Consider the following 12820-nt stretch of genomic DNA (forward strand, 5'->3'; position numbering starts at 1 on the left):
CAACTGTAAAACAGATTGTTTATCGATAGCGGTTACTCTATTAATGTGTGATTGATTTATGTACCGTAATTTATACCTAAGTAACTTGTTGTATTCAGGTTGTTTGGGTATAGGAGGAAACAATGGATAACAACACACAAGAATACTCAGACTCAGGCTTTTGGCATAAGCTAAAACACTATGCTAAACAAGCAGGTAAAGAGGTCGTTGAAAAAGCGCTGTGGCTTTATTATGCCGCACAGCGACCAGATACCCCAAAGTGGGCTAAAACTGCTATTTTTGGTGCTTTGGCTTACTTTATTTCGCCGATTGATGCCATTCCTGATATCACCCCGTTTGTAGGTTTTACTGATGATTTAGGCGCGATTGCTGCCGCAATTGCGATGGTGAGTGTTTATATTGACGATAACGTCAAACAACAAGCAGCAGAAAAAACAGAAGCTTGGTTTGGTGATCAACACTAACCTCGCATTACATGGAGATAATAATGATAAAAAATAACTCAGTTATGTACGGATTATGTGCTGTTACCAGTTTGTTCTCAGCTAATGTTTTAGCCGATATTGCCCCTGAGCAAGAGGTGTTTTTTGATGCGTTGCGTCAGCATTGTGGTCAAGCCTATGCGGGCACCATTACTGCAGGCGATAAAGATGATGCGACCTTCGGTGGCAAAACCCTAGTGATGCACGTACGTGAATGCAGTGATAGCGTGATAAAAATTCCATTTCATGTGGGGGAAGACCGCTCTCGCACTTGGGTGGTCACTAAGACCGAGACCGGGTTGCGTTTAAAGCATGATCATCGTCATCAAGATGGCAGTGAAGATAAAGTGACTCAATACGGTGGTGATACTGCAGTTGCGGGGATTGAGCATAAGCAATCATTCCCGGTGGATGAGTTTTCTAAGCAGATGTTGATTGCTAATAATTTGCCGCAAGCCGTCACCAATGTGTGGCATATGTATGTCACTGACGATATATTTGCTTATCAATTAACGCGTGAAAATCGCAATTTTAAAGTTGATTTTGACTTAACGACGCCAATCACTCCTCCGCCAGCGCCTTGGGGACATAAATAGTCCTCATCGTTGTCAATGTCACTTTATGTAGAACTCTTTTCATTATTGGTGAGAAGAGTTTTTTATTGGGGAAATGACTATCTAATCTTGCCAATTTATTATCCATCACTCCGCCTTACACTATGGCATAATGGCGCCAAATACATGACAGAGTTGTAATCAATGGATAATCAACAAGAAAGCTACATGACTGAAGCGACACTTATCGAAACAATCGAAAATCAGCTTGCTGATGGCGAGCCTAAGAAAGTCAAAGAAACGTTAATGCGATTAGTCATGACGGGTACGCCGCGTGAAGAAGCGATTGAGTGGATGGCTTGTGCGCTGGCTGTTGAAGTGATGGATGTGATGCAAAATGGCGCATCATTTAATGAAAAGCGTTACAGTCAACATCTTGATTTATTACCGAATATGGATTGGATGGAAGATTAAATCCGCATTGGTTAATCGTTTGCTATATCAAGTAAGTTTTCCCCCAAGCAATACTGCACGAATGGCCCATACTCTGGGTTGATCGTGATTGCTATATTTTAGATAGGTTTTACTATGCAAAAACAAAGAAATAGACGTTTAAGAAAGAAATTATATGTAGGTGAATTTGCCAAGTTTGGTTTTAGAGCTGATGCCCACTTTGATTTATTAAATCATGGTTGTAATGATCAATTCTTTGATGACTTTGCTGATTTCCTTGAGTCGCGAGAATTGTTATTTGTTGGCGGTGCTTCACAAGGCGCATTTGATGCTTTCGTGATTGCAGATGAGCGTTATGAGTCTACGACTGAAGACGATCGTCAAGCCGTACAGGCATGGTTAGCAGCTCACCCTAAGTGCTCAGAAGTGGTTGTGTCTGAAATGCAAGATATGAACGACTTCTAGTCGTGATTGCAGATTAAGTGGCAATAAAAAATGCACCTAATAAGGTGCATTTTTTTGTAATAAAGGGGTCTAATTAACCGCTTTACCTAGGACATAATGCTCGAACCATTTTTGATCCCAATCCATCTTGGTTTGGCGGTGATCATATTGGCTTAAACCATGGCCTTCATCTGGATAAACGACTAACTCAACGGGCACATTTAAATAGTGGTATAAGGTTCGATACAAACCTTGAGCATGACCGAGAGGCACTCGCTCATCGCCTTCGCCGATGTGAATTAAGGTTGGTGTTTTAATCTTATTGGCTTGGGTTAAGCTTGACCCCTTGTTATAAGCTTCAACTTGCTCCCACGGTAGCCCCTGCATAAAGTTAATCACATGGCCGGGGGTATCTTCTAAAATCCACTGCAGACGTTGATCAAATACACCGGCACCAGAACTCGCCGCTTTAAAGCGATCACTGTGAGTGATCAGGGCATTGGTCAGGTAGCCACCGTTGCTCCAGCCCATCACTGCCATCTTATCGCCATCAACAATGCCTTGCTCAATCAGGTAATCGACGCCTGACATAATATCTTGTACTTCAATATCATGCTCATGGCCAACCAGATCGGTTAAGAACTTATCGCCATAGCCAGTAGAACCGCGGTAGTTAGGAGAGAATAATGCCCAACCATTGGCGGCAAAGGTGCTACGGCCATAGCTGCGATGTTGCAAAGCATAAGGTGTTGCAGCCGTTGGTCCACCATGAATTTGCACTACTAATGGCAGTGGGCCTTGGCTTTTGTCATATTTAGGTGGCAACTCTAAAATACCTTCAAGCAGGGTGCCGTCAGGTGCTGACCATTTCACTATTGATATTTGTGGCAATAACCAAGTATCGACTTGTGGATTAATTGAAGTTAGGCGAATTTTATTGGTTTGTTGCCTATCGGCACTGGCGGTAAATAGATCATAAAAATGGTCGAGGCCATTATGGCTAAACAGTACACGGCGGCCATCTTTACCAAAGCTATAACTGCCAATCACATTATCACCAGCAATCAAGCTACGTGTATCACCTTGTAAGCCATTTTTAACTTCGCTACAGAAGAGATTAACGCGGCCCATATCCGCGGCTCGGTAGCAGATCTCATCGCTATTTGGTCGCCATTGGATGTCATTACTGGTGAGGGTGACTTGTTTTGGGCGCTTTAACTCAATCTGACTTTGGTCGTTAATATTGGCGACAAATAAACGACCTGGATGACCATCAAAATCTATACGGAATGCCAATTGTTGGTTATCTGGATGCCAATCAAGGCCTAATAACCAGCCATAAGGAGAGGCGGCTTGGCTACGCCATGTGGTGTCAGCCAGTTGGCTATTTTGTTTGGTTTTGGTGTTATAAATATCAATATTTGACCAGCCTTCTAAGAAGACTAATTCATTATCTGTTGTGGTAATACGGGCGATTTGTTGTTGATCATTACTGACATCAAATTCCCATACGACTTTGTCATCGTCGAGTACGAGTTGCTGGCGGTAATTGTGTAAGTCGAGTTTATAAAGTGGGTTAACTTTACGTTCACCATGGCCATACTGAGGTTGTTTATGCTGACTGCGCATGGCTGACCATTTATCCTCGTCTTTACTATTACGATAACCGAGGAAATATAATTGATGACCATTATGATTAAGCTCAAAGGCTTTGACGCCTAAAGGCTCTTTCGTCATGGGGACGGCATCACCACCATTAATTGGGATCCTAAAAACTTGGGTTTTGCCATTAAATGGCGCTTTTGCATCGACTTTGCTTTGTTTGCCAAGAAAGTAAATAAATTGACCATCAGGACTCAATTGCAAACTGGATTCACTTTCATTACTAAATGTGAGTCGCTTGATTTGTTTAGAGGCCAATTCGATTTGCCAAATATCACGTTGGGCATGATTTAACTCTTTATCCCAACGGTTTTCTAGCCAAATAGCATGACGCCCATCCGGGCTGGCAAGCACATTGCTCATATTACTAATTTCAAAAAAATCATCGTTATTAATTTGATGCTCTCTTTGGGCTGCATTGACGTTTGTTGATAATAAAGTGGTACTACAAAAAAGGGCGAGCCAAGTCAGTTTATATTTATCCATGATTTACTGGTTCCATTAGTAAAGGATAGAGCTTAATTGCGATAGGTGGTCGTAAAACGAACAGTAGTATTAATATATCGTAAGAGATTATTTTTGCTATAGGAAAGTAATCAAAATGATAAAAATAATGGAATTATGACGAAATGAAGCGAAGATGGATAAATTTGAAAGGTTCCAGCCACCAAAGTGATTAATAACGCAGATGGCAACTGACGCAACCACAGTGATGACTGGAGGTAACGACCGCAGTCGTTACCTCGCTAATTTAAGCTGGCTTTGCTTAATAAGTAAAGCTTAAATAGTGAAATAGCGATTTAAACAGAATATTGTCGTTATAAATTAGGCTTTATTATTACGTAAGTGCCGATTTGAAACATTTTGCTCCGGTTTACTCGGTACTCGACGTTGCTCATTAACTAAATGTTTAATCGCTAATATAGGATGTTTTAATAACATTCTTGGGCCAGCATAGCTCATAATTTGCCGTGCTTGTTCGCGCATGGCGGGTTTATAACAATGGATCGGGCATTTATTGCAAGTGGGTTTTTGTTCGCCATAGGGGCAACGATCTAATCGCATTAATGCGTATTGATTAAATTCCTGACAGGTCGGACATTGGCTTAGGTGAGGATGATGTGCTTTGCAGTGGATATGGACCATCGCTTTAATGGTTTTATATTCTGATTGCAGTGAACCTTGTAATATATCGTGATCTGCCATTGCAACTCCTCTTTAGCGATTTCTATGACTCAAACTAACCGCATATTCGGATAGCTTGAGTATGCATAGTAGGTTGCTAATATAGGCCGACACAAATTGAGATGTTATTTTTTTGAGCTAACTCTCCAAATTCTCAACTCAGTTAACCCAAAGTATATGCGTTAAATATGAATTACTTTATCTGCATCAAGTGTCCAGAGGGTTAAATCTGTTAAAGTACCAATCTGACATTCAGGAATAAGCATATCTGTTGTAACACCTCGTGCTTCTGCGCAGGTTTTACATAACTTAATTTCAACCTGTTGCGCGAGTAAGATCTCTAACATTTGTTGAATGTTATAGCTGAGGTCGGGTGTTTGTTGGCCGGGTAATGCCGCAAAAATAGCATCTGACATTAGAAATAACTTGAGTTCAACGGCTTGTTGAGACTGATCTTTTAATGCAAGCGCAATACGTAAACTATTGAATAGTTTTTCTGTGCCATAAGGACTGGCGTGGGCGACAATGACTATTTTTTGCATCGTTAAGGTCTCGAATTTGTAGTGAGTTAGTAGTAGATTAAATCATTCTAACTCGATGTTGTAATAGGTTTTTTGATACCTATGGCAAAATAGGATATAAATTATCTTGGATAAAAATAAAGCATATTAATTGAGTTCATTATTTAAAGGTGAGACACCATGGAAATCATCGTCATTATTGTGTTGGTTTTAATCGGCTTCTATTTATTTAAACGCGCCCAACGTGTTGCCCGTGAAGAGCAACTAAAAGCGTTTAATGAGAAGGTAAACACTAAGGCAGAGCAAGAGACTGTCACAGAACCTGCAATGGTTGTTGATGATAACATCCCACCATTATCGGCATCGGTTACTCCCGCTGTACAAGATATAGCGTCTACCCCTATCACCATGAAGGTGCCAACAGAGCCTCTTGAGCAAGTGATGGCGTATGAGCCTGAGATTGCTGATCCGGTTATTGATGTGCAAGCACAAATTGCAGCTCAAGCTGAAAAAGCGCGTGAGCCTTCTGCAGTTAAGCATAATGAACCCGATCTAACATTAGTTGAAAATGATATTAAAGATGTACCATTAACGGTTGTTGATGAGCATCAAGTCACTGATACTGCAGTTGAAGCAGTTGAAGCAGTTGAAGCAGTTGAAGCAGTTGAAGCAGTTGAAGCAGTTGAAGCAGTTGAAGCAGATAACGCTGTTGCAGCTAATCAGCCTATTCCACAGTGGGCTAACGATAAATTGCAGCAAAGTATGAGCCACTATTTACAGGCCACAACCCCAGATAGCCGCTTACTTGGGTTAACGGGCGCCATCAAAGAGTGTTATAAGCTGCGCAAACAAGCGCAATATAGTCAGTATGGCTGCGAGTTATACCAACAGTTTGACCAATTAGTGCTTGAGAACCAAAAGGTGGTAGCGTTACTTTCTGGTGAAGTATTTATGCAATTATCAACTTTGCTAAGTGATAATGGCCAATATGCACAAGCGATAGCATTATGTGAGCAAGCTCAGGGCTTGCAATTAACTGATGGCACCGTGACTGGTTTTGAAGGTCGAATTACGCGAATTCAACGTAGCCAAGCAAAAGCTATGCGTTAATCACTAATTGCTTATAATAAGCGGACATTGGTTCCGCTTTTTTTATGGGTAAAAATAATGAAAATGATATTAAAAGGCGTATTTGTCTTTTCAATAGTACTATTAAGTGGTTGTACTAAAACGCCTGAGTGGACTTTGTTTTATTATTCTGACCATAGCGTAGTCCCTAAAAATGTTGATGATTTTTCCTATATTGAAGGCTATTACGATAGCCTAGAACATTGCCAAATTAAGGCGCGTGGTATGGAACGTATTAGTGAATATAAAAACAATGCATATAAGTGTGGTTTACGCTGTAAGTTAGATGCCAATAAACAAGTTAAATGTGAGCAATACAGTCAGTAACTTATTAGCTGATTTAACCTGAATATTAAGGAGTGATGATGCAATTTAAATATGATTTTTTTGAGCAGTTAACATCACTCTATCAAGTGGTGAGTCCTAGTGCGATAGATAATCCATCTTGGTTAGCATGGAGCGATGATGCGGCGCAGTTAATTCATCATTGCCAACAAAGTGATCACTTACTGCAACAGTTTGCAGGGCAACAACCTCTGCCGCAAGCTCACTATTATGCGCAAGTCTATAGCGGCCATCAATTTGGTGGTTATAGTCCCAGATTAGGTGATGGTCGCTCTATTATTGTAGGTGAAGTGTTAGGGCCTCAAGGGGCGTTTGATATGGCGCTTAAAGGGGCCGGCAAAACGCCTTTTTCACGCCATGGTGATGGCCGCGCAGTGATGCGCTCAAGTATTCGCGAGTTCTTAGCCAGTGAGGCGATGTACCATCTTGGTATTCCAACTTCACGCGCGCTAGCTGTTGTTGGCAGTGATACACCTGTATTACGTCAGCAGATGGAAACCGCAGCGATTACAGTGCGTTTAGCCCGCAGCCATATTCGTTTTGGTCACTTTGAATATCTAACACATACCTTACAAGCAGGTAAATCTGAGCTAAAACAGCTAGTCGATTTTTGTATTAAGCAGCATTATCAATATAGCTGTGATAGTGCGGGTTATCACGCGTGGTTTCATCAAGTGGTGCAAGATACCGCGAGAATGATTGCTCATTGGCAAGCTGTTGGCTTTTGTCATGGCGTGATGAATACCGACAATATGTCGATTCTGGGTGATACCTTTGATTATGGCCCGTTTGCTTTTCTTGATACTTACCATGAAGATTTTATTTGTAATAAGTCAGATGGTGAGGGTCGTTATGCTTTTTCACAGCAAGTGTCAGTTGGTTTTTGGAATTTACAGTGCCTCGCACAGGCATTAACCCCCCTGCTTGAATCTGATGTTTTGGTGCAAGCATTACAGACTTATCAGCCGTTAGTGGTTGAGCATTATTTATATTTGATGCGCCAAAAGTTAGGGTTAGCCATCGTTGCTCGAAACCAACAACGTGATTTTGAAATTATTGGTCAATTAACCCATGTGATGCAAACTCAGCGCTTAGATTATACGCTAACATTGCGGCAATTAGCTGAAGAGGAGCCATTCATCACAAAACATCCGGTACGTGATCACTGTATTGATCCACAAGCCTTTGACGCTTGGTATGATAACTACCTTGAGGCTTTACCGGAGGTGACTGATACCGCGCAATGGCAACAACAGCGATTGGCAGTGAATCCTAAATATGTGCTACGTAACTATTTAGCGCAAGAAGCCATTATAGGATTGGAGCGAGGTGATAAGCGTCCATTTGAGTTGCTATACCAAACACTTAGGCAACCCTATATTACACACACTGGCGCAGAAGCATTAACTCAGCGACCGCCAGATTGGGGTGAAGGTTTAATTTTATCTTGCAGTAGTTAGGGATGATATGAAGATAAAGAGTATTGAAATAATTGAACAAAATCTTTGTTTGTTGATAAATACAGAGATTGATTTTGAGCAATTTAATAATTTTGCAGACAGTTTATGCCAAGCCATAGATTGTACTGTAATTGAGCGTCAATGGGGCGCAGATAGACATCAATGGTTACTCGATTTTGAGGGGACTCGTCTCGAGTTACATTATGAGTTTTATAGCCAAGCATGTTGGTTAACTGTAGCCGATGTCCAAGATCTTGATGTTTTACAATATTTAGCTCAATTATTGAGACCCTTTTATGAATAGTTCAGAGCAACAAGCTCAAGCAAGTGGTTTTCACTTCCAATCACTTACCCCTGATTTGATATTAGATGCGATTGAAAGCCTACAGATTTACCCTGAAACAGGGCTATTGGCACTCAACAGTTATGAGAATCGTGTTTACCAATTTCGTTGTGATCGTGGTCAGCGCTATGTGGTGAAGTTTTACCGTCCAGAGCGTTGGACTGATGCGCAAATTATAGAAGAGCATCAGTTTGCCTTAGATTTATTGAGTGAAGAGATCCCCGTTGCTGCGCCATTAGCAATAGATGGTCAGACATTGCATCATTATCAAGGTTATCGTTTTACCCTGTTTCCATCAATTGGTGGCCGTAGTTTTGAGGTGGATAATCTAGATCAGTTAGAAGCCGTTGGCCGCTTTATTGGCAGAATACATCAATGGGCTGGCAGTAAGCCCTTTCAATACCGTGAAAGTTTAACGCCGCAAAATATGGGGCGTGACTCGGTAGCATGGCTGCGTGAGTCTGGTCATGTGCCTGAGTCATTGCAGTTGCCTTACTTTACCGTGGTCGAGCAAGTGTTAGCTTTAGTCGAACAACAGTGGCAGCAAGTCAATGCACCTATGATTCGATTACATGGCGATTTGCATCCCGGTAATATCTTATGGACACCTGATGGCCCAGGTTTTGTTGACTTAGATGACGCTAAAATGGGGCCGCAAATCCAAGATTTATGGATGATGTTAGCAGGTGATCATAATGAACAGCGATTACAGCTAGATGTGTTGCTTGAAGCTTATGAAGAGTTTTGCGAGTTTGATACGCGTCAGTTAGCGCTAATTGAGCCTTTACGTGCATTGCGTATGATCCAACAAACGGCGTGGGTGAGTCGTCGCTGGCAAGATCCTGCATTTCCGATGAGTTTTCCATGGTTTGGGCAGGAACAATATTGGGAGCAGCAAATTTTAGCTTTCAAGGAGCAACTCAGCACCTTACAAGCGCCGCCGATTACATTATATTCTGCTGGATTTAATGGTTAGATACCTAGCGGGATTTAATGGTTAGTCCAAGTGGCTGATTGATTTTTGTGCGACAAGATTAAATAATTTATTACTATTTATTTACAATTGAACTCTCTAGAGTAAATACACTCCAAAAGAGATTATGATAATATTGCCTCAAATATATAGGTATACCTAAAGGAATAAACATGAAAAAAGCACTTTTAATGGCATTTGCTTTAATTTTAGCGCCAATGGTTGCAATGGCTGCACCTAAGTATCAAGAAGGTGTGCATTACACAGTGATCAATGATGGTCCTGGTACACCTAAGCCAGAAATTACTGAGTTTTTCTCATTCTACTGTCCACATTGTTATACTTTTTCAAAGACAGTTGTGCCAGAAATTAAAGCTGAACTGCCAAAGGGTGTTGAGTTTAAGCAAGATCACGTTGACTTTATTGGTGGTCAAATGGGCGTAGAGTTATCACGCGCATTCGCAATTGCTCACCAATTAAATGTTGAAGATAAGATGGATAAAGCACTGTTTTATACCATTCAAGTTGAGCGTAAGCCTTTAACTAGCCTAGATGATATTCGTGCAGTATTTGTTGCTAACGGTGTTGATGGTAAAGCATTTGATGCTGCTGCAAACTCATTTATGGTGAATGCACAAATGGCACAAATGAAGCGTGCGACTGAAAATGCTAAAATTTCAGGTGTTCCTGCACTAGTCGTTAACGGTAAATACCGTGTTGAAACTGGCGCGATTAAGTCTTATGACGAAATGTTAGATATTGCATTTTGGTTAGCTAATAAAAAGTCATAGTCATTAATCTGATTAGACTCAATTAAATAGAAAGAGACCTTCGGGTCTCTTTTTTTATGGATTGGTTTAGGGATAGCTTTATTAGTTGTAAATGAGCAAGAATGCTTTTTAAACTCAAATGTTAAATATTGGTTAAAATAAAAACGGTTAAACGCTCATTAAAAGGAATGATTTGCTATTTTGTTGATGAAAAGTTAACTTTCTCTCGCAACTTTTAGGCTAAAGTTGACTCAAACAATAGTGCATCATTGAAATGCACATTGAGTTTAATAATGAGAATTATTCTGTGCCGTGTTAGTGAGTGAGCTTTTGGGGATGAATATCAACTGTTCATAGCTTGAGCTATCATGGTACAAAAATCGCATTGTTTGACACTAGGAGGTCTTATGCGTTTTTTCCCGATTTATGCACCCAAGTTAATTGTAAAACATGCTCGAATTTTCTTTTCTGGCGTGGTGTGGGTCAAAGATCTTGGTAAGCTTGAATTTGAACACGGACGTTTCTTAATGCCAAGAAAAAGCCTGCCAAAAGTTAAGCAGGCTATTATCGAATTGAATGAGCTAATTACAGCTCAATCCCACCAAGAAGCAACTTACAGTTGTTCTTAGTTTACTTCGCTGTTTAGCAATCCAACTAAACCAGTAACTTTTTCATTCCAAGCGTGTAGCTCTTGTTGAAGTTGCTGGTTTTGTGAGTCTAGCTCACCATTTTTTTGCTTTTCTTCTTCAAGCTCCATTTTTAACAACTCGATTGATTCAAGTGCTGTCTGGATCTTGGTTTCCAGTTGAGAAAGTAATTCGAGGCTCATAGTGTGGAGTCCTATCCTAAATAGATTAAATGGATCAGATTCTGATTCTAGCAGCGACAATGGCGGCTGAATAGCGAATAATTCCAACAGATTAAAAAATAATCTCAAATTAGTCATAATCGTGTTTTGTTTGTCTTTTTTAGTAAGGCATAGGTATGCTTAGCGTTACTTTTATTAATGGAATGAGTATTTGTGACTAATTCTTATGCAGTGTTGATGTTGCCTATTATTATCACGCTCGTGATGGCATTTACACTTCGTAAAACCCTATGGGCACTGGCAGCTGGTGTGATTAGTGGTGCATTTATTATTTCTCAGTATTCACTATCAGCTAGCATCTCTTATATTGCGACGACTGCAAGCTCACAATTTTATGCCGAGGGTAAATGGCAGCTGTGGCACCTTAATGTATTGATGGCCATGTTATTACTCGGTGCGCTAACGCAATTGCTCGCCAGAGGCGGGGCGGTGGCTCAATTTAGCCAATGGTTAACTCAACGATTACACTCGGCGAGACAAGCTCGGCTGGGTATTGTGTTGTTGGGTTTTGTGGTGTTTATCGATGGTATTTTTAGTTGTTTAGCGGTTGGTCATGTTTGCCAACCATTGCAGCGTGGCTATGGTATTAGCCGTACTCAGTTAGCGTATCTCGTTGATTCAACCGCATCACCATTATGTTCGTTATTACCTTTTTCGAGCTGGGGTCCTTATGTGATGGCAATTCTGGCAGGATTGACCATGTTACATGAGTCGCCAGTATCTGCATTTGTTGAAATAGCCCAATTAAACTTTTATGCCATTGCGGTATTGCTGTTAGCGATTTGGGTGGCGTGGTCTGGGGTGGGGTTTAGCTTAGATAAGGTTGAGCCTATTGAGGCGGATGTGACAAGTAAGGATGCAGGTAATCCTTGGTTATTGGCATTGCCCATGTTGAGTCTGTTGGTGTTATCTATGGTGCTGACATTGGTTTCCGGCGCACAACACTCATCAAGTCATAGCATTATGCAATGGTTAGCTAAAGCTGATATTGGCGGCGCAATGCGTAATGCATGTTTATTATCATTGGCATTATGTTGTGTATTGTTATGGCGTTCTGGTCGAACGGTTTGGCAGTTGTTGATTGATTTGAGCCATGGCTTGAAATCGATGATATTTGCTATCGCTATTTTGATATTTACTTGGTTAATTGGCCAAGTGATTAAAGACCTACAAATCGCTTCTGTATTAGCTGGACTAGCAAAAATCTATTTAGCGCCACAATTTATGGTGGCAGGCTTATTTATCTTATGTGCCGTGATGGCGTTTGGTACAGGCTCGAGTTGGGGCACGTTTGCTATAATGTTACCGATTGGTGCGCAAATAGCACATACGCTTGAGCCTAATTTATTGTTAGTGGCATTAAGTGCGTGATGGCGGGCTCTGTATTTGGTGATCACTGTTCGCCTATTTCTGATACCAGTGTCTTAAGCGCGACCAGTAGTAATTGCGAACCACACCAACATGTTATTACTCAATTGCCTTTTGCCTTAATTGCTGCAAGTTCGGCGATACTTGGGTTTCAGTTAATTAATCTTCAAGTCAGTAATTGGCTGGCATGGATAGCTGTTTTATTGTTTTTGAGTGTTGCCATGGTGCTGATGCGATTACGGCAACTCTAACGAGGGATAAGCC

Annotated in this window: 15 protein-coding genes and 1 pseudogene; 12 read left to right on the top strand and 4 right to left on the bottom strand. The window is 40.9% G+C overall.

What is annotated here, in order from left to right:
* Positions 1 to 122: 122 nt before the first annotated feature.
* The 4 genes from JCM15074_RS10785 to JCM15074_RS10800 all read left to right on the top strand — a co-directional run bounded on the left by JCM15074_RS10785 (position 123) and on the right by JCM15074_RS10800 (position 1954).
* Positions 123 to 464, top strand: coding sequence for a YkvA family protein (locus JCM15074_RS10785; protein ID WP_025821215.1), 342 nt, complete (start codon positions 123 to 125; stop codon positions 462 to 464).
* A 23-nt stretch (positions 465 to 487) separates the two neighbouring features.
* A complete protein-coding gene (locus JCM15074_RS10790) occupies positions 488 to 1078 on the top strand; it encodes a hypothetical protein (RefSeq protein WP_037469597.1) in 591 nt (196 codons plus the stop codon).
* 162 nt (positions 1079 to 1240) lie between these two features.
* The gene (locus JCM15074_RS10795) at positions 1241 to 1510 is read left to right on the top strand and encodes a hypothetical protein (protein ID WP_025821217.1); all 270 of its coding nucleotides are present in this window, start codon (positions 1241 to 1243) and stop codon (positions 1508 to 1510) included.
* 114 nt (positions 1511 to 1624) lie between these two features.
* Entirely contained in the window at positions 1625 to 1954 is a 330-nt protein-coding gene (locus JCM15074_RS10800; protein ID WP_025821218.1) for a 50S ribosome-binding protein YggL, read from the top strand.
* Positions 1955 to 2023: 69 nt separating this feature from the next.
* Here the strand turns inward: JCM15074_RS10800 and JCM15074_RS10805 are convergent, their stop codons facing one another.
* The 3 genes from JCM15074_RS10805 to JCM15074_RS10815 form a co-directional block, all read right to left on the bottom strand.
* Complete coding sequence (locus JCM15074_RS10805) at positions 2024 to 4081, bottom strand: S9 family peptidase (protein ID WP_025821219.1); 2058 nt, start codon at positions 4079 to 4081, stop codon at positions 2024 to 2026.
* 339 nt (positions 4082 to 4420) lie between these two features.
* Entirely contained in the window at positions 4421 to 4801 is a 381-nt protein-coding gene (locus JCM15074_RS10810; RefSeq protein WP_025821220.1) for a nitrous oxide-stimulated promoter family protein, read from the bottom strand.
* A gap of 161 nt (positions 4802 to 4962) precedes the next feature.
* Positions 4963 to 5322 (bottom strand): DsrE/DsrF/TusD sulfur relay family protein, encoded by a 360-nt coding sequence (locus JCM15074_RS10815; RefSeq protein WP_025821221.1) that lies wholly within the window; start codon positions 5320 to 5322, stop codon positions 4963 to 4965.
* 159 nt (positions 5323 to 5481) lie between these two features.
* Between JCM15074_RS10815 and JCM15074_RS10820 the strand changes: the two genes are divergently transcribed.
* From JCM15074_RS10820 to JCM15074_RS10850, 7 genes are all read left to right on the top strand, one after another.
* On the top strand, positions 5482 to 6411 hold the full coding sequence (locus tag JCM15074_RS10820) for a hypothetical protein (protein WP_025821222.1): 930 nt from the start codon (positions 5482 to 5484) through the stop codon (positions 6409 to 6411).
* A gap of 57 nt (positions 6412 to 6468) precedes the next feature.
* Positions 6469 to 6756: a hypothetical protein gene (locus JCM15074_RS10825; RefSeq protein WP_025821223.1), complete on the top strand. Its 288-nt coding sequence runs from the start codon at positions 6469 to 6471 to the stop codon at positions 6754 to 6756.
* A gap of 38 nt (positions 6757 to 6794) precedes the next feature.
* The gene (locus JCM15074_RS10830; protein ID WP_025821224.1) at positions 6795 to 8234 is read left to right on the top strand and encodes a protein adenylyltransferase SelO; all 1440 of its coding nucleotides are present in this window, start codon (positions 6795 to 6797) and stop codon (positions 8232 to 8234) included.
* 7 nt (positions 8235 to 8241) lie between these two features.
* Positions 8242 to 8538: a DUF3630 family protein gene (locus tag JCM15074_RS10835; protein WP_025821225.1), complete on the top strand. Its 297-nt coding sequence runs from the start codon at positions 8242 to 8244 to the stop codon at positions 8536 to 8538.
* Positions 8531 to 9553, top strand: a complete 1023-nt coding sequence (locus tag JCM15074_RS10840; protein WP_025821226.1) for a serine/threonine protein kinase — start codon at positions 8531 to 8533, stop codon at positions 9551 to 9553. Before JCM15074_RS10835 ends, JCM15074_RS10840 begins: the two co-directional genes overlap by 8 nt.
* A 170-nt stretch (positions 9554 to 9723) precedes the next feature.
* Complete coding sequence (locus tag JCM15074_RS10845) at positions 9724 to 10341, top strand: thiol:disulfide interchange protein DsbA/DsbL (protein WP_025821227.1); 618 nt, start codon at positions 9724 to 9726, stop codon at positions 10339 to 10341.
* A gap of 386 nt (positions 10342 to 10727) precedes the next feature.
* The gene (locus tag JCM15074_RS10850) at positions 10728 to 10949 is read left to right on the top strand and encodes a DUF1107 domain-containing protein (RefSeq protein WP_025821228.1); all 222 of its coding nucleotides are present in this window, start codon (positions 10728 to 10730) and stop codon (positions 10947 to 10949) included.
* Here the strand turns inward: JCM15074_RS10850 and JCM15074_RS10855 are convergent.
* Positions 10946 to 11149: a cell division protein ZapB gene (locus JCM15074_RS10855; protein ID WP_025821229.1), complete on the bottom strand. Its 204-nt coding sequence runs from the start codon at positions 11147 to 11149 to the stop codon at positions 10946 to 10948. The genes JCM15074_RS10850 and JCM15074_RS10855 overlap by 4 nt on opposite strands.
* A 216-nt stretch (positions 11150 to 11365) precedes the next feature.
* On the opposite strand from JCM15074_RS10855, the pseudogene JCM15074_RS21825 reads away from it, so the two are divergent.
* A pseudogene (locus tag JCM15074_RS21825) lies at positions 11366 to 12807 on the top strand (Na+/H+ antiporter NhaC family protein).
* The last annotated feature ends 13 nt before the right edge of the window (positions 12808 to 12820 follow it).

The organism is Shewanella marina JCM 15074 (assembly GCF_000614975.1).
Lineage (GTDB): Bacteria > Pseudomonadota > Gammaproteobacteria > Enterobacterales > Shewanellaceae > Shewanella > Shewanella marina.

Excerpts from the sequence above, each read along its gene's own strand:
- JCM15074_RS10785 (WP_025821215.1), top strand. The coding sequence starts at position 123 with ATGGATAACAACACACAAGAATACTCAGACTCAGGCTTTTGGCATAAG.
- JCM15074_RS10790 (WP_037469597.1), top strand. The coding sequence starts at position 488 with ATGATAAAAAATAACTCAGTTATGTACGGATTATGTGCTGTTACCAGT.
- JCM15074_RS10795 (WP_025821217.1), top strand. The coding sequence starts at position 1,241 with ATGGATAATCAACAAGAAAGCTACATGACTGAAGCGACACTTATCGAA.
- JCM15074_RS10800 (WP_025821218.1), top strand. The coding sequence starts at position 1,625 with ATGCAAAAACAAAGAAATAGACGTTTAAGAAAGAAATTATATGTAGGT.
- JCM15074_RS10805 (WP_025821219.1), bottom strand. The coding sequence starts at position 4,081 with ATGGATAAATATAAACTGACTTGGCTCGCCCTTTTTTGTAGTACCACT.
- JCM15074_RS10810 (WP_025821220.1), bottom strand. The coding sequence starts at position 4,801 with ATGGCAGATCACGATATATTACAAGGTTCACTGCAATCAGAATATAAA.
- JCM15074_RS10815 (WP_025821221.1), bottom strand. The coding sequence starts at position 5,322 with ATGCAAAAAATAGTCATTGTCGCCCACGCCAGTCCTTATGGCACAGAA.
- JCM15074_RS10820 (WP_025821222.1), top strand. The coding sequence starts at position 5,482 with ATGGAAATCATCGTCATTATTGTGTTGGTTTTAATCGGCTTCTATTTA.
- JCM15074_RS10825 (WP_025821223.1), top strand. The coding sequence starts at position 6,469 with ATGAAAATGATATTAAAAGGCGTATTTGTCTTTTCAATAGTACTATTA.
- JCM15074_RS10830 (WP_025821224.1), top strand. The coding sequence starts at position 6,795 with ATGCAATTTAAATATGATTTTTTTGAGCAGTTAACATCACTCTATCAA.
- JCM15074_RS10835 (WP_025821225.1), top strand. The coding sequence starts at position 8,242 with ATGAAGATAAAGAGTATTGAAATAATTGAACAAAATCTTTGTTTGTTG.
- JCM15074_RS10840 (WP_025821226.1), top strand. The coding sequence starts at position 8,531 with ATGAATAGTTCAGAGCAACAAGCTCAAGCAAGTGGTTTTCACTTCCAA.
- JCM15074_RS10845 (WP_025821227.1), top strand. The coding sequence starts at position 9,724 with ATGAAAAAAGCACTTTTAATGGCATTTGCTTTAATTTTAGCGCCAATG.
- JCM15074_RS10850 (WP_025821228.1), top strand. The coding sequence starts at position 10,728 with ATGCGTTTTTTCCCGATTTATGCACCCAAGTTAATTGTAAAACATGCT.
- JCM15074_RS10855 (WP_025821229.1), bottom strand. The coding sequence starts at position 11,149 with ATGAGCCTCGAATTACTTTCTCAACTGGAAACCAAGATCCAGACAGCA.